Origin of the sequence: Pantoea sp. B566, assembly GCF_024793925.1 — a bacterium.
Taxonomy (GTDB): Bacteria; Pseudomonadota; Gammaproteobacteria; order Enterobacterales; family Enterobacteriaceae; genus Pantoea; species Pantoea ananatis.
The window spans coordinates 3,112,103-3,128,180 of record NZ_JANUQL010000003.1 but is presented as its reverse complement, the minus strand read 5'-3'; the positions used below and the strand labels follow the sequence as shown (position 1 = coordinate 3,128,180).

The 16,078-nt window shown below is 54.9% G+C and carries 13 protein-coding genes; 6 read left to right on the top strand and 7 right to left on the bottom strand.

The genetic code is table 11. The features are described from left to right. Positions 1-45 precede the first annotated feature (45 nt). From NYE92_RS16260 to NYE92_RS16250, 3 genes are all read right to left on the bottom strand, one after another. Entirely contained in the window at positions 46-1,269 is a 1,224-nt protein-coding gene (locus NYE92_RS16260; protein ID WP_259019156.1) for an MFS transporter, read from the bottom strand. Between the two features lie 109 nt (positions 1,270-1,378). Continuing rightward, positions 1,379-2,275 (bottom strand): LysR family transcriptional regulator, encoded by an 897-nt coding sequence (locus tag NYE92_RS16255; protein ID WP_015701240.1) that lies wholly within the window; start codon positions 2,273-2,275, stop codon positions 1,379-1,381. A 185-nt stretch (positions 2,276-2,460) separates the two neighbouring features. After that, positions 2,461-2,829, bottom strand: a complete 369-nt coding sequence (locus tag NYE92_RS16250) for a helix-turn-helix domain-containing protein (RefSeq protein WP_014606915.1) — start codon at positions 2,827-2,829, stop codon at positions 2,461-2,463. A gap of 224 nt (positions 2,830-3,053) precedes the next feature. Here NYE92_RS16250 and NYE92_RS16245 point away from each other — a divergent pair, with 224 nt between their 5' ends. From NYE92_RS16245 to NYE92_RS16235, 3 genes are all read left to right on the top strand, one after another. Further along, entirely contained in the window at positions 3,054-3,713 is a 660-nt protein-coding gene (locus NYE92_RS16245) for a response regulator (protein ID WP_014595088.1), read from the top strand. Next, positions 3,710-5,059 (top strand): HAMP domain-containing sensor histidine kinase, encoded by a 1,350-nt coding sequence (locus tag NYE92_RS16240; RefSeq protein ID WP_029569372.1) that lies wholly within the window; start codon positions 3,710-3,712, stop codon positions 5,057-5,059. Before NYE92_RS16245 ends, NYE92_RS16240 begins: the two co-directional genes overlap by 4 nt. A gap of 274 nt (positions 5,060-5,333) precedes the next feature. Continuing rightward, positions 5,334-6,200 (top strand): nucleoside-specific channel-forming protein Tsx, encoded by an 867-nt coding sequence (locus NYE92_RS16235; protein WP_259019155.1) that lies wholly within the window; start codon positions 5,334-5,336, stop codon positions 6,198-6,200. A gap of 86 nt (positions 6,201-6,286) precedes the next feature. Here NYE92_RS16235 and yjdN read toward each other — a convergent pair whose 3' ends face one another. Beyond that, positions 6,287-6,724, bottom strand: coding sequence for a VOC family metalloprotein YjdN (gene yjdN / locus NYE92_RS16230; protein ID WP_022622130.1), 438 nt, complete (start codon positions 6,722-6,724; stop codon positions 6,287-6,289). 571 nt (positions 6,725-7,295) lie between these two features. On the opposite strand from yjdN, the gene NYE92_RS16225 reads away from it, so the two are divergent. Further along, the gene (locus tag NYE92_RS16225) at positions 7,296-8,840 is read left to right on the top strand and encodes a methyl-accepting chemotaxis protein (RefSeq protein WP_014595085.1); all 1,545 of its coding nucleotides are present in this window, start codon (positions 7,296-7,298) and stop codon (positions 8,838-8,840) included. A 355-nt stretch (positions 8,841-9,195) separates the two neighbouring features. Continuing rightward, positions 9,196-10,605 carry an MFS transporter gene (locus tag NYE92_RS16220; protein ID WP_013024203.1) on the top strand — a complete coding sequence of 470 codons (1,410 nt, stop codon included), beginning with the start codon at positions 9,196-9,198 and terminating at the stop codon, positions 10,603-10,605. A gap of 43 nt (positions 10,606-10,648) precedes the next feature. Here NYE92_RS16220 and NYE92_RS16215 read toward each other — a convergent pair whose 3' ends face one another. The 3 genes from NYE92_RS16215 to NYE92_RS16205 are packed head-to-tail and all read right to left on the bottom strand — an operon-like array spanning position 10,649 to position 14,483. Further along, positions 10,649-11,959: a cytochrome c gene (locus tag NYE92_RS16215; RefSeq protein WP_259019154.1), complete on the bottom strand. Its 1,311-nt coding sequence runs from the start codon at positions 11,957-11,959 to the stop codon at positions 10,649-10,651. An 11-nt stretch (positions 11,960-11,970) separates the two neighbouring features. Continuing rightward, positions 11,971-13,755, bottom strand: coding sequence for a GMC family oxidoreductase (locus NYE92_RS16210; RefSeq protein WP_013024201.1), 1,785 nt, complete (start codon positions 13,753-13,755; stop codon positions 11,971-11,973). A gap of 2 nt (positions 13,756-13,757) precedes the next feature. After that, a complete protein-coding gene (locus NYE92_RS16205; protein ID WP_014606921.1) occupies positions 13,758-14,483 on the bottom strand; it encodes a gluconate 2-dehydrogenase subunit 3 family protein in 726 nt (241 codons plus the stop codon). A gap of 273 nt (positions 14,484-14,756) precedes the next feature. On the opposite strand from NYE92_RS16205, the gene sbmA reads away from it, so the two are divergent. Further along, the gene (sbmA, locus tag NYE92_RS16200) at positions 14,757-16,004 is read left to right on the top strand and encodes a peptide antibiotic transporter SbmA (RefSeq protein WP_259019152.1); all 1,248 of its coding nucleotides are present in this window, start codon (positions 14,757-14,759) and stop codon (positions 16,002-16,004) included. Positions 16,005-16,078: the final 74 nt, after the last annotated feature.

Genomic DNA, 16,078 nt, shown 5'->3' with positions numbered 1-16,078 from the left:
ACACCTGAACAGAGGCGGACTCCGGTCCGCCTTTTTTTATGCCTGCTATCTGCCCTGCGCTTTTGTGCGTGGGGAGCGCCAGCTTAACCAGGCGCACAGCCCCATGACCATGCAGGTGGCCAGAAATACTGGCCGCATTCCCCACGCGCCACCAATCACCCCACCAAAAAGGGGACCACTGACCTGGCCGATATACTGCGCCGACGTCGAATAGCCGAGCATGCGCCCCACCTGCACGGCGGGAACGTGGTGACGGATAATGGCAGTAATGCAGGGCATCAGACCGCCCAGCGACATGCCCATCAGGAAACGTAACGGCAGCAGCTGCCAGGCATCGGTAATAAAAGCCTGAGGGATCAGTAACAGCGCGCAGCCAAACAGGCCAGCGCTCAGGACCCGCCAGTGCCCCACGCGGTCGGCCAGCTTGCCGACAAAGGGTGCTGAAAGAATACTGCCCAGCGCGGCTGCGGCCATCACCAGGCCGGACATCAGGATGATGGCATGCTCCTGATGTAAAAACTGGCCGATATACAGCGTGATGACAGGCTCTATCGACATATTGGCAAACACCAGCAGCATGGCCATTAACCACATCAGCCTGACTATCGCCCGGTCAAAGGGAGCAGCAGCCTCGCCCGGCTGAGGACAAACGCTCTGCACCTTCTTACGCGCCACGGCTGGCTCCTTCAGCAAAAAGGTGGTCGCCAGGAATGCCACAAAAATGACCGCCCCCGTCAGCCAGAACGTAGCCCGAATGCCGATCAGCGGCGGGAGTACACCGCCCAGTATGGGGCCTATAACATTACCGGCCATCATGCCGGATGCCAGCACGCCTAACGCCCATCCGGTATGCGCTTTAGGGGTTTGCGCAGCAATCAGAATGGTGGAGCCGGAAGAATAGCCCCCGAGTAATCCCGCCAGTAAACGCAGCGCCACCAGCTGCCACACAGCGGTTGCCATGCCGATCAGTGCCATGGCAAGGGCCATTCCCAGGCTCGCCCGGATCAGCATCAGCTTACGGCCGTAGCGATCGCCCAGCCTGCCCCACAGCGGCGCGGTTAACGCGGCGCTGAGAAAGGTTGCGCCATAGGCCACGCCGGACCAGCGCGCAATGGCCGCCGGGTGCTGTACGCCCAGCTGTTGAACATACAAGGGTAAAAAAGGCAGCAGCAAGGTCATGGCGACCAGGGTCGTAAACGAGCCAAAGACGCAAACCCATAAGTTACGTTTCCAGTGGTGGAATACAGGTGCCTCAGACGTGATTTCCATGCGATATCCCCATCGTATTTAGGGACTCAGGCTAACAATGGTGACGAGACAACAACAGTCGGCGCGCGATATTTGCTGACTGGCCTGTTTTGTTGCTGTACTGCAACAATCAGTGCGCGCCCAGTTGGTCGATCAGCGTATCGCACAGCAGGTTGATGGGAGAGGCCGATGCGATGTCCTGATGCCTCAGCAGGTAACTCTGTGAGCGATCCATCTGCCACTCCGGCAGCACCTGGACAATTTGCCCCTGCGTCAGCGCCTCCTGCACCATATAGGAAGGCAGATAGGCGATGCCGTTGCCCGCCAGTGCAGCGTTCAGCAGCGCCATACTGTTATTGGCCCGAAAGCGGCTACGCACGTCTACCGCCAGACGCAGCTTATCGCGACGAAAAGGCAGTGCCGCCGTGTGCGCCGGACCGTGAAACATCAAGAGATCATGGCGGGGTAACAGGCGCGGATGCGAAATGGCAGGATGCTGCGCCAGGTAGTCAGGCGCGGCGTACAGGCCCCAGTGGATGTCGCTCAAAACACGAAAGTTGCCCTGGCGGGGCGCATGAGCACGGATAACTATCGCGATGTCTACCCCGTCGCCAAGGGTCTCATCGTTGTTATCCGTAAGGCTGAGATCGACATTGATGTGCAGATGACCGCGCAGAAACCGATTCAGCAGCGGCACGATGCACTGGCAGCCATAGGTGACGGGCGCCTGTAAGCGGACATTACCGGCAGGATTTTGGTGAGCCTGCTGCACAAAATCTTCGGCCCGGTGCATTTCGTCCAGCATACGCACGCAAAAGGGATAGTAAGCCTGGCCGAGTTCCGTCAGCGTCATCCGGCGAGTCGTACGCTGGAGCAGCCGAATGCCCAGCCGCTGTTCCAGCCCGGCAATTTCCCGGCTGATATGGGACTTTGACACGCCGAGTACGCGTGCGGCTTCCGTAAAGCTTTTGAGTTCCACCACGCGCGCAAACAACATCATGGCGATCAGGTTATCGCTGTTAGTCATCGGATTCCTGGGACAAATCGGCCTGCTGAAGGTTATTGCACAGCCACGACGCCGTGCCTCAGGCAGTCAGAATAAAGCAACGGAAGGAAAGCGGACAGCGTGGGAGCAGGAAAAAGGACGCGAGGCAGCCCTGACGATGCATGGACATTCCCACAAGTTCGCGGATGGGAATGTCCATACAGAGACTAACTTGCCATGGCATAAGGGAATAATAAACGATCTGGCTCTACCCGGCGCTGACGGCGCAGTTGACCCGGCGTGACCATAAAATAGTTTTTAAACGTTCGTGTGTAGGCCTGTTGGGTATCAAACCCATAGCTCATCGCCACCTGTAAAATCGCTTCGTTGCTGTTAAGCAGCGTCAGGGCCGACTCGGTCAGACGGCGCTGACGGATATACTCGGCCAGTGAGAAGCCGGTATGCTGGCGAAATAACCGTTGCAGGTGCCAACGGGAATAGCCCGCGCGGCGAGCAACTTCGTCCAGATGCAGATCGTGTCCTAAATTGCTTTCTATCCATTCCAGCAAACTACGAATAAACTCGCGCTGATTCATGGTGTTCTCCTGGTTAAAGCAGATGTGCAGGGAACACACTGTAGCGCGTTAAATTTATCCCTTAATTAGCGAAAAATTAGCGCAGAATTAGCAAAGCGGTAAAATCGCCTCTTTAGGTACAGGCATCCGGCGCGCCCCGGCCTTTTAGCAGGCTGAGCGCCCCAATAATTCTGCGCTAATAATCCAGCGCTACACTGTTGCCATTTTTCGGGAGGGCATCATCCATGCGCGTTTTGTTGGTCGAAGATGATGAAATGATCGGCGCGAATTTGCAGCAGGCGCTGGAAGCGGCAGGCTGGTCAGTTGACTGGGTACGCGATGGCGTGTATGCGCAAAACGCCTGGAGCGAAGGCGGCTACAGCTGCGTCCTGCTTGATCTTGGCTTACCCCGGGACGACGGATTGCAGGTGCTGAGACGGGCACGCGGGCGCGGGGATGCCACACCGGTCTTGATCCTTACCGCCCGCGATACGGTCGCTCAGCGCGTACAGGGCCTGGATTATGGTGCGGATGACTACCTGCTTAAGCCTTTTGATCTTCAGGAGGTCATGGCCCGCATGCGTGCGATTACCCGGCGCCATCACGGTTCCGCCGATTCGGTGCTGGGCAGCGGGGATGTTCAACTGGATATGCTGACGCGCGAAGTCCTGTACAAAGGGCAACGTGAGCAGTTAACCGCCCGGGAATATGCCCTGCTCTATGCGCTGCTGGAGCGGCCCGGTGCCATCCTGTCACGCGAGCAGTTAGAGAACCGCATCTATGGCTGGGGCGAAGAAGTCAGCAGCAATGCAGTAGACGTATTAATCCACGGCATGCGGCGCAAGCTGGATAATGATGTGATCCGCAACGTGCGCGGACTGGGTTGGCGAGTACCGGCAATATGAAAATCTTTATGCGATCGTTACGGAATAAATTACTCAGTACGTTACTGGTCATTCATTTGCTGATGATTGGCGGCGTGGCCTGGTATTTCTTTAGCTGCTACGGTGAAATGGTGGGCGTCATCAAGGATGAGCAGCTCGCCAAGCTGGCCGATGCCTGGTCAGTGAATCGCGAAATCCCTCCACTGATGCCGCTTATTGCGCCAGCGCACAAGATCAAAAGCGCCTTCGTCATTCAGCTATGGGATGCCAAAGGTCAGCTACGCTCCAGCTCCTGGCCTGAGTTGCACGCGCCGTTACAGGCCGAAAACGGCTACAAAGATGTGCAGATCGGCGGCTGCCGCGACTGCGAATGGCGAATTTATACCCGCTCCGGCCAGCCCGGCAGCGAGATAAAGACCATTCAGGTGATGCTCAATCTCAGCTACATGAAAGAAATGATGGTGAGGCGGGCGCTGTCGGCGATTATTCCGCTGATTTTAATGATGCCGCTGTCATTACTGGTTATCTGGCTGGTCGTGCGCAAAATCACCCGGGATTTGCGCGTTGCCTCCCGGGAGATTGCCGCGCAGGATGCCCATCACCCACACAGCGTTTCACCGGGAAGCCTGCCTGATGAAATTCAGCCGCTGGTCGCCGCCTATAATTCGCTGCTGGATAAACTTCGTGCGGCCTGGTCTTCACAGCGCCAGTTTATGGAAGATGCCGCTCACGAATTGCGGACGCCGGTCACGGCGGTTACGTTGCAGTTGGAGAACCTGCGGCAGCATATTCAGCCTGGCGAGGCCAGCCGTCAGTTTGCACAACTGGAATCGGGCGTGACCCGCACCCGCCATCTGGTGACCCAATTGCTGAATATGTCACGCTGGGAAGATCAGTCGGTTGTCGCAAGCCTCGAAACTATCGCGCTGGAAGATGTGCTGAAAGAGAGCATTGAGCAGCTCATGGTGGTGGCAGATAAACGCGGTATCGACATTGGCTTTAGCGGCACCACGCACTACCAGTTGCAGGCCGGACGATCGGAGCTGCGAAGCCTGTTTGATAACCTGATTGGCAATGCCATGCTTCATACGCCTGAAGGCAGCCTGGTGGATGTCCTGCTGCACCGTGTTGACGGGCAAACCGTGGTAGATATCGTCGATAACGGCCCTGGCATGCCGGAGTCGTTTATTGAACGCGCGTTTGATCGCTTTGCCCGCGCCCCGGATGTTAAAGCCCAGGGGAGCGGGTTAGGCTTGTCTATTGTACGAAGCGTGGCGCACAAACATCATATCCGCGTTGCCCTGTCCAATTGCCTGAATCCGCACGGTGTGCGTTGCGGTTTTCAGGTCCGCGTCACTTTTCCCTGATCCTCGCTGTTTGATTCGGAACCGGACAACGTAAACGGTTGCCTGGTTCCGTTCGCCTGAGACAATATTGTGACAAGAATCACAATATTGATGAATTGTTATGCAACACATTTTGACAAATGTGACCAAAAGCTATTTTCTATCTCTCTGTTACAGGCACGCTACGCTAACTAAAACAGGCGGCCTGAGTACATTACTGCCCAACCTTTGGGATTGATTTCCAAACAGCGCGCAAACGATTGTCTTGCGCATAAAAACCAGTGGTCAAAATATAATGAAATTTAAAACGTTAATGGCAGGCGCCCTGCTGGCAGGTTCCTTAAACGGTGCAGTGCAGGCTGCTGACAATGCTCCCCAGTACGTTTCCGACTGGTGGCATCAGAGCGTAAACGTGGTGGGCAGTTACCACACTCGCTTCGGACCGCAGTTCAATAATGACGTCTATCTGGAATATGAAGCGTTTGCGAAAAAAGACTGGTTTGATTTTTACGGCTACGTTGATCTGCCGAACTTCTTTGGCGTGGGCAACAGCAATGCTAACGGCATTTTCGACCACGGTTCGCCGCTGTTCATGGAAATTGAGCCGCGTTTCTCCATTGATAAACTGACCGGCACCAGCCTGGCCTTTGGTCCGTTTAAAGAGTGGTACTTCGCGAACAACTATATCTACGATATGGGCCGCAACAGCGCCAACCGTCAGAATACCTGGTATATGGGCCTGGGCACCGACATCGATACGCACAGCGATATCGGTCTGTCGCTTAACGTCTATGCCAAATACCAGTGGGAAAACTACGGTGCAGCGAATGAAAACAGCTGGGATGGCTATCGCTTCAAAGTGAAATATTTTATGCCGATCACCACCCTGTGGGGCGGTAACCTTGGCTACGTAGGCTTTACCAACTTCGACTGGGGTTCAGACTTACGCGAAAAGAGTGGCCCGATTCGCACCAGCAATTCAATCGCCTCCAGCCATATCCTGTCGCTGGGTTACGATCACTGGCACTTCTCGGCCGTCGCCCGTTATTTTCATAACGGCGGTCAGTGGGGAGCGGGTCAGGAGTTAGGATTTGGTGAAAGCGCGTCTGAAATCAAGTCCACAGGCTGGGGTTACTACCTGGTCGCTGGCTATAACTTCTGATTGCTGTTGCACCGCGAAAAGAGGTGGCGGCAAACGTTGAGGCCTTCCCATAGGGAAGGCCTCGCGTCTTTACAGACTGCAGCGTATTACGCGTCGGGTTTTACCACGTTGATGCGCCATGGAATATTGAATTTATCGATAAACATGGCGAAGCCGTTAGACCAAAACGTCTCCTGCCATTGCGTAGTGACTTTCCCGCCTGCAGACAGCTTTTCAAACCATGCCTTACCCTGCTCTGCATCATTGGTTGCCAGACTCACGGCATAGCCCGCGTGTTCTGAGGCCGGAGGCTGATGGGGATTGCCATCACTCATCATCAGCTCACCCTGACCAATGCGGAGGTGCGCATGCATAATTTTCTCAGGGGGCAACGGCGGAGCGGACCGATCGCCCACCTGTTCACCCTGCTCCGGCATATCGCCAAACGTCATTTTTTGCAGCAGTTTTCCACCCGTTGCCTGCAAATAGAATTCTATCGCTTCTTCACAGCGACCATAGAGAAACAAATAGGGACATACTTGCATTATTACCTCGATACCGGTGAGTAGAGACTTCCTTATAACGATGTAATAAGTGTAGACGACAGGTCAGGGTTGACGACGATAACCGGATAAAGATTCATCATTCGGATTATTTACCTGACGTAGGTCAGCCTTTTCTCTGTTGATTTTACAAATAAAACAGGACCAGACCTGACAACAATAAAAGCGTGATTTCCTGTCAGATATTATTGTCATGGCAATAATAACAAAGCATGACCGTCGAATGATGAAATAAAAGGCCAGTTTATAACGCGTTACGATACATCACCTCTTGCGCCGTGCTGTTTATCGCCAGCAGTCATCCTGTGCACGCGCCGATCGTTCGGGCTTTGTTAAATCTGTCTGGCCCTAAAACTCAGGTTATCTAACGTAAAGGGCGAAATAACCGAACCGGCAGAAAAGATCATCAGGTAATAATATTGAATCATCTGGTTCATTATTTCGCTCATCTTTTACCCACCTTATTGTTTATTAATTTCAGCACGTTCCCACTAAATATTTACCCTCTTGATGCCGATATATCAGTCCATAATCCCCTATTCAGGACTGCGTAATGTCGTTAAAAAAATCTTCACTACTGGTTTTGTCGTTCCTGTTAATTCTTTTTCTTATCAGCATATCGGTCAGCATCTGGTTACTGGCCCGGAGCAACGCGTCGTTAAATGCGGTTAATAAAGAAATCCGCGTAGTGTTATCAGTTATCGATCCTATCAACCACAGCCGAACGTTACGCGTCCGGCTGATGGAATACATGAAAGAAATTGAGAACGACGGCCCGCAGGGCGGCTATTCTCTGGACAGCGTGAAAAGCGTCGCGGCTAAAGCCGATGCTGCCTTTCAGGCTTATCTGAGTGCGCCACGCATTCCGGGTGAAGAGGCCGATGCAGACCGCTATCGTCAGGCCTATCTGGCTTATCGCGATCAGGGAATTCAACCCTTGATTGAAGCGGCCGAAGCCCGCGATCAGCAGCGCTTTAAAAATCAAATTGCCAACGTAGTCCGCCTCGACCGGCAGTATGAAATCGTGCTGGATCAGGTGCTGGCCCAACACGAGGCTTATGCGAAGAAACTGAATACTGACGCCCAGGGCAACTTTTCATCCGGGATCACGCTGCTCATCGTGTTTGGCTTGTTATTCCTGGCCATCATCATTGCGATACTGATCTTTGTCAGACGCTATATCTTATCGCCGCTCAATAACGCAAAAGCGCACTGCAGCGAGATTGCGGCAGGCGTGCTCGATCACCCGGTGCCGGTCAAAATCGGCTCGAAGAGCGAAATTCAGCAACTGATGAGCTCGATGGAGCAAATGCGGACGTCTCTGACGGACATTATTATCCGGGTGCGCCACTCAACCCACGCGGTGTCCTGTGCTTCACAGGAAATTGCCAGCGGTAATATCGATCTGGCGTCCCGTACCGAGCAGCAAGCTGCGGCGCTAACGGAAACGGCGGCCAGCATGGAGCAGTTAGGGGCAACCGTTAAACAGAACACGGACAACGTGTTTGAAGCCTGCCGTCTGGCTAACGAAGCGGTACAGAACGCAGAAACCGGCGAGAAGGTTTCTCAGCAGGTTATCGTTTCAATGGCCAAAATTAATGAAAGTTCGAAGAAGATCGAGGATATTACCAGCGTTATTAACAGCATTGCTTTTCAAACCAATATTCTGGCGCTGAACGCCGCCGTCGAAGCGGCGCGCGCCGGTGAGCAAGGCCGGGGTTTTGCCGTTGTCGCCGGTGAAGTGCGTAATCTCGCGCAACGCAGCGCCGTGGCGGCGAAAGAAATTGAAGGGCTGATTGCCGAATCGGTCGCGACGATTCGCGTGGGTTCTGATCAGGTCAGCCGCACGGGCGAGGCGATGAATGCGATTATTTCCTCGGTGAGCCGGGTGAACGAGCTGATGGACCACATTTCAACCGCGTCCGATGAGCAGCATCACGGTATCAGCCAGATTGAAAAGGCGGTCACTGAGATGGATGGTGTGACGCAGCAAAACGCCGCGCTGGTCCAGGAGTCGGCCGCCGCGGCTGCTTCGCTGGAAGAGCAGGCTCAGCACCTGACCCACTCCGTTTCTGCTTTCCGCCTGTCTGGCGTCTAAAACGGATTCCCGCTCGGGTGATCAGGCCTGAGCGGGAAACAGACTCTGTGCGGCGCGGCGTCAGCCTGTGAGTGCCTGGCCTTTACCGGCCCGCCAATCGTGGTGACGGCTGACCGCGCCTTTGTGCCCTGACCGGCTCTTGTGCCTTTACCTCGGCCGCCTGCCGTTCTGCCCTAAAAACCGTCCCAGTCAATACTGCAATATGCGTTGCTAAAAATTCATCACTATTCCTGTCGGCAAGAATCAGGTAATTGATTATTCTGCTGCTTCACGGCTCGCGAATGGGCAACGCTTTCAAAACACATCACGGCCTGTAGCGGGAATGGCAATCATCCTGACATGAGGTTCACCTTACATGACACCAGCCTTCATCACAGGGATAGCACCGACGGCGGCATCGTCGGCCAACACCAGCTTAGCTGAGCGCATTGATGCGCTACCTTCTTCTGTCGGTTTATGGCGCTTTATCTCGCTGCTGGCGCTGGGCGGGTTCTTTGAGCTTTACGATCTGTTTGAAACCGGGTATATCAGCACTGGCTTGCTGGCGGCCGGTATCTTTCACGCGGGCAGTGCCGGGATACTGGGCATTACCGATCAGGCTGCGTTTGCTTCCGCTACCTTCCTGGGGCTGTTTGTTGGCGCCAGCCTGCTCACGCCCCTTGCCGACCGCTTTGGTCGTCGACTGACCTTTATCTGTGCCCTGGCCTGGTACGGCGTATTTTCACTGCTCATGGCTTTTCAGCACAGCGCGGAGATGGTGATCCTGTGCCGCTTTCTGGTGGGGATTGGGCTGGGCGTAGAATTGGTCACCATTGATACTTATTTGAGTGAATGGGTGCCCACTCACCTGCGTAACCGGGCTTTTGCCTTTTCATTTTTTATCCAGTTCCTGTCGGTGCCTGCCGTCGCGCTCATGTCGTGGTGGCTGATGCCGCAAAATATCCTTGGGCTGGAAGGCTGGCGCTGGGTGGTGATTGCCGGTGCGGTCTGTTCACTGGTGATCTGGTTTGTGCGCAAAAACCTGCCAGAGTCCGCTCGCTGGCTGGTGCAGCAGGGGCGCGTCGATGAGGCCCATCAGGTGATGGCGAAAATGGAAAAACGGTGCGGCATCGCCCCGGGCCTGCCGTTGACGAAGCCGTCCGTCTCAGACAAGAAACCGGAGAAGAGCCGCTTTCGGGAGATCTGGTCAGCCCGCTATCGCAAGCGCACGCTTATGTTGGTGGTCATGAACTTCTTTCAGGCGATTGGTTTTTATGGTTTTGGTAACTGGCTGCCGGCATTGCTGTCCGGTCAGGGAACGTCGATCACCCACAGCCTGCTGTATGCGTTTTTTATCACGCTTGCCTACCCGATTGGATCGCTGATTTGTGGCAGTTTTACCAGCCAGCTCGAAAACAAATGGCAAATCGTTCTCTCTTCGCTCATGACGGTGGTATTCGGTACGCTGTTTGCCCTGCAAACCAACCCGGTACTGCTGATTATTTGCGGTTTCCTGATCACCTTCTCGAATGCCTGGCTGACCTGCAGCTATCATGCCTATCAGACCGAGATTTTCCCCACGCACATCCGCGCACGGGCAGTGGGTTTCTGCTACTCGTTCAGCCGGTTATCAACCGCATTCAGCAGTCTTTTGATCGGTGTGATTTTACAGTACGCCGGCACGCATGGCGTTATCGCGTTTATCGTGCTGAGTATGCTGATGGTGATGCTGTCGGTGGGCGTTTTCGGGCCTAAGACGCGCGGTATCAGGCTGGAACACATCTGAACATTCAGCCTTCCCCCTGCGGGGAAGGCTGAAACACTGAGGTTTACTTCCCTTCTAACACCTTAATATCTGCATTGCCCTGACGATCTTTGAACTCTTCACGCAGGGCAGCCACCTGCTTCGCCGTCACGTTATCCGCCGCATTGTTGCCCCAGCTGCGACGAATAAAGTTCACCACGTCCGCGACCTGCTGATCGTTCAGACGCCAGCCAAATGCCGGCATAGTGATGGTTGAAGGCGCGCCTTTTACTCCACGCAGTTCGCCACCAACCAGCACGATGTGAATCAGCGAGGTCGGATCGTCTGCCATCACCACAGGATTGCCCCGCAGCGCAGGATAGAAGCGTTTATAGCCGCTGCCATCGGTTTTATGGCAGGCTGCGCAGCTGTCCACATAGGTCGCGGCGCCCGTCTGACTGTCGTCGCCCTTCCATAAGGCTTTGGCCGTCGCGTCATCCACGCTAAACGCCACCTGATGCGGATCTTTGGCACCCAGCGACTTCAGATAGCGGGCGATGGCCGTGATGTCTTCATCCGTCAGGTGCTGCAGGCTGTGGTCGACAACGTCCAACATGCCGCCAAATGCCGCCGTGTGGTCGTTACGCCCATAGCGCAGGAACTGGCGCAGGTCATCTTCACTCCAGCGGCCCAGGCCATCGCGGTTATCTCCGCGCAGATTGCTTGCGGTCCAGCCGTCAACCGGCGCACTGCTGCCCGCCAGATAATCCGTTCCCCCGGCATTGGTTAACGCCTTTTCCTGCAGGGTAAAACTACGCGGCGTATGGCAGGCACCGCAGTGGCCCAGACCTTCTACCAGGTAACGGCCGCGCGCCAACGTCGCATCCTCCTGCGCGGCAGGCTGGAACGCCTTTACATCCGGTGCAAACAGATTGCGCCAGATCGCCAGCGGCCAGCGCATTGACAGGGGCCAGGGAATATCACTCTCTTTGTTGGCCTGACTGACCGGGGCAACTCCGTGCATGAAGTAGGCATACAGCGCCTGCATGTCTTCATCGCTGACCACGGCATAAGACGGATAAGGCATAGCGGGATAGAGCGTATCGCCGTTTTTCGCGATACCGTGCCGCACGGCTTTCTGAAAGTCGTCGTAGCTGTAGTCACCAATACCGGTCGATTTATCCGGCGTGATATTGGTGGAGTAGATCGTGCCAATCGGCGTGGCCATCGGCAATCCCCCTGCAAAGGGCTTGCCGCCTTCACTGCTGTGGCAGGCTACACAGTCGCCCGCGCGCGCCAGATATTCACCGCGTTTGACCCGATCCGCCGTGCTGTCATCCGCCAGGGCGGCGAAGGCGAGGCTGCCCAACACCAGGGCTAAAATACCGTTTTTCATCACCATCTTCCTTATGCCTGCACCAGGGGACCCGGATTCTTCAGGTACTGTTCCCGAATCGCTTTCGCCGACCAGTAGGTCAGTGCGGCGACCATGCCGGTGGGGTTATATCCCAGCCCCTGCGGAAACGCTGAAGCGCCGGGAACGAACACATTCGGCACATCCCAGCTTTGCAGATAACGGTTCACCGCACTGGTATTGGGATCTTCACCCATAATCGCGCCGCCGCTGATGTGGGTCGTCTGATACACGGTCGTGTCAAAATGCGTACCAGGCTTCTTCGCCCCGCCAATGATCATTTTAGGATTCATGGCTTCGGCGATTTTATGCATTTTCCCCACCATGAACTGCGCCATCTTGATGTCGTTGTCCTGCCAGTCGAACGTCATGCGCAGCAACGGCTGGCCGTAGGCATCTTTGTAGTTCGGGTCCAGGTCCAGATAGTTAGCGCGGTAAGACTGGTGCGCACCGTGAGCATCCATGGAAAGGTGGTGCGTGTAGGTGTCCGCCACGGCGGCTTTCCACTGACTGCCCCAGTTTGGCGTGCCGGTCGGCGTGGGGAGCCCCGAGATCGGTTTGGTGCCCGCCTGGTTCACCCAGAACGGCGACCCGCCAACAAAGCCGTGCGGACCATGATCGAAATTGTCGGCATTGAAATCATCCACGGCGACGCCTGCACCGCCTGCACCGATGAAGGGATTGGTGGTGGTGTTTTTATCGAACAGCGCTTTCAACGTCGACAGGTTTTGATAGGCGAAGTTGCGCCCTACCGTACCTTCGTTGGTGATCGGGTTGTAAGGTTTACCGATGCCGGACAACAGCATCAAATGGACGTTATGGAACTGAAAGGCAGACAGAATGACCAGATCCGCCGGTTGCACCTGCTCACGGCCCTGCGCATCGACATAGGTGACACCGGTCGCACGCTGCTTATCACCCGTGAGGTTGACGCGCAGCACGTAAGAATTGTTACGCAGCTCAAACTTTGGCTCCTGACGCAGCGCAGGCAAAATATTCACATTCGGCGATGCCTTGGAATACATATAACAGGCGTAGCCGCTGCAGTAGCCGCAGAAGTTGCACGGCCCCATCTGGGCGCCGTAAGTATTGGTATAGGGACCAGAGGTGTTCGCCGACGGCAGATCGTAAGGGTGATAACCTACGGACTCGGCGGCCTGGGCGAACAGCTGAGCCGACCAGGTCCGCTTTTGCGCGGGCAGTGGAAAGTTGTCAGAGCGATCGGGCGCAAAGGGGTTACCGCCTTTGTCTTTGCCGACGACCTTGCCCTGAATACTCCAGGCACTACCGGAGGTGCCAAACACCTTTTCAGCTTTATCAAAAAACGGCTCCAGCTCCTGGTAGTCCACGCCAAAGTCCTGAATGGTCATGCCTTCAGGAATAAAGTTTTTACCGTAGCGCGCCTCATAGTGGCTACGCAGCTTCAGCTCTACGGGATCAACCCGAAAATGGACACCCGACCAGTGCAGCCCGGCGCCGCCGGTACCGGTACCGGGCAGGAAGGCCGCCAGTTGGCGGTAAGGCACGGCCGTTTGTGAGGCGTCGTGCCGAATGGTGACGGTGCTCTTAGACAGGTCCTGAAACAGCTTTTTGCGAACGTTGTAGGTCAGCTCATCAATCGACTGCGGGTAAGAACCATCCGGATAGGTATCACGATGTGGACCGCGCTCCAGCGCCAGCACGTTCAGACCTGCTTCGGTCAGCTCTTTGGCCATAATGGCGCCCGCCCAGCCAAAGCCGACAATCACGGCATCCACTTTCTTTAATTCATTTGCCATGCTCAGCTTCTCTCTCCACGAATCGACACTGACGGGAACGGATAGCGTTCACCGCGCTCTACCCAGTCCATAAAGTCGGCGCGTGCGCCAGGGAAGTTGATGAGCTTCCAGCCCACCATGCCCTGATTGCCGCCGTGGATGGGATCGCTAAAGAAGCCTTCGCGGGTGTTCTGCAATAAGTATGAGAAAAACACGTTGGCGGGCAGCTGACGGAAACCGGCTTTGCCGCTCTCCATGGCCTGTAATAATGCGTCCTGCTGCCCGGCGTCGAGTTGGGCAAACACCTTACCGTGCTGCTGCTGACTGTAATGATCGGCATCAGCCAGACCGAGACGGTAGATCTGTTGCGGCACCAGCGGCAGCTGATAGCCCATTTCTTTAGGGACGTCGGGATTGAAAGGCCCCTGCATATACCAGTTTGCTCCGGTGGCGTAAGGCGTATTCATCTGACGATCGATAAACTCAGGCACGCCTGCTTCCAGCGCGCCGGGGCCGCGTTCATCAGCAGGAATCAGGCGCGCAACGGCCGCCTTGATAAAGGCAAATTCCTCGGCGGTAAACCAAGTGGGCTGATAATCTCGGGCGGGCTGGGGTGCGGCGGGCGCTGCCGCCTGAGCGGGCGCAGAAAATGCACCAAGTGCGCTACTGCCTACCGCCACTGCGGGCGCCAGGGTGATGGTCTTCAGCAAAAAATCCCTGCGTGAATGACCCTTTTTCTGGTCTGACATGACATTGCCTCATCACCGCATCAACTGCGGTACGAAAAAGAGAAGTGAGTACGTTGTAGTGGTTTTTATCTGCGGATTTCGGGTACAACGAACTGTTACCGGTAACAATGAATATAAGTGTAACACCATTGCCAATAAACATTTAGTTTAAGGAAACAAAAAAGCACAATTTCATTAACATATATTTTGTCGATGTCATGTTCAGAAACAACAGGCTACAGACAGATAGCCGTTTAAACGTTATAAAAGCGATTACACAACAGCGGAGTACCTATGTTTAAGTCTTTCTTCCCGCGACCGGGACTGTTTTTCAGCTCGGCCGCCCTTTGGAGTTTACTGGCGATTTTTGGCTGGTTTGGCTTTGCCAGCGATTTACCGGCCCATTTTTGGCCTGCTTTTCAGGCCGCCATCAAGCAGCCCTTGCCCACGACGGTAATGCGGTTTATTGCGCCGGGTGAGTTGTGGTTTTATGCCTATTACTGGCTGATGGTGGCAATTTTCGCGATAGCCTGGCGACTAACTGACAACCATCCGTGGCAACGCTGGTCGGTATGGGGTTCGGCACTGATTATTTTTGTCACCTGGTTTGGTGTGCAGGTTGGCGTTGCCGTAAACGCCTGGTATGGCCCTTTTTATGATTTGATCCAAAAAGCGCTGACGAAAGCCGGCTCGGTTCAAATCAACGAATTTTATGCTCAGGTGATGGCCTTTTTGGGCATTGCCTTAATTGCGGTCGTTATTGGCGTGATGAATGCTTTTTTCATCAGCCATTGGGTATTCCGCTGGCGTACCGCAATGAACAATTATTATATGCACCACTGGCAGCGCTTACGCCACGTTGAAGGCGCGGCTCAGCGTGTGCAGGAAGATACCATGCGTTTTGCCACAACGCTGGAAAGCTGGGGCGTGAACTTTATCCAGGCCATTATGACCCTGGTGGCGTTTCTGCCGGTGTTGATCGCCCTGTCACATCATGTCGAAAACATTCCGATTCTGGGGAATCTCCCTTACGCGCTGGTGATTGCTGCGATTCTCTGGTCGCTGTTCGGTACCGGTCTGCTGGCGCTGGTCGGGATTAAGCTCCCCGGTCTCGAATTTCGTAATCAACGGGTTGAAGCTGCTTATCGTAAAGAGCTGGTTTACGGCGAAGACAACGCCGACCGTGCCACACCACCCACGGTAAAAGTGCTGTTCAACAACGTGCGGGTTAACTATTTCCGTCTGTATTTTCACTATCTCTACTTCAACATCAGCCGCATTCTTTATCTTCAGGTCGATAACGTCTTTGGACTGTTTCTGTTGTTCCCGTCCATTGTAGCCGGAACGATAACGCTGGGTTTGCTTAACCAGATAACCAACGTTTTCGATCAGGTCCGCAGCTCGTTCCAGTACCTGATCACCTCGTGGTCGACGCTGGTTGAGCTGATGTCTATCTATAAACGTCTGCGTAGCTTTGAGCAGATTCTGGATGACGTGCCGCACGGTGAGATGATGCGTGACGCCTCTGAAGACGTGTCATAACCAGGCTCTTCGCCTGCGGCAGCCTCATGCCGCAGGCAAATTATCGCGAATCCAGAGTCATGAGTCGGTGCCTG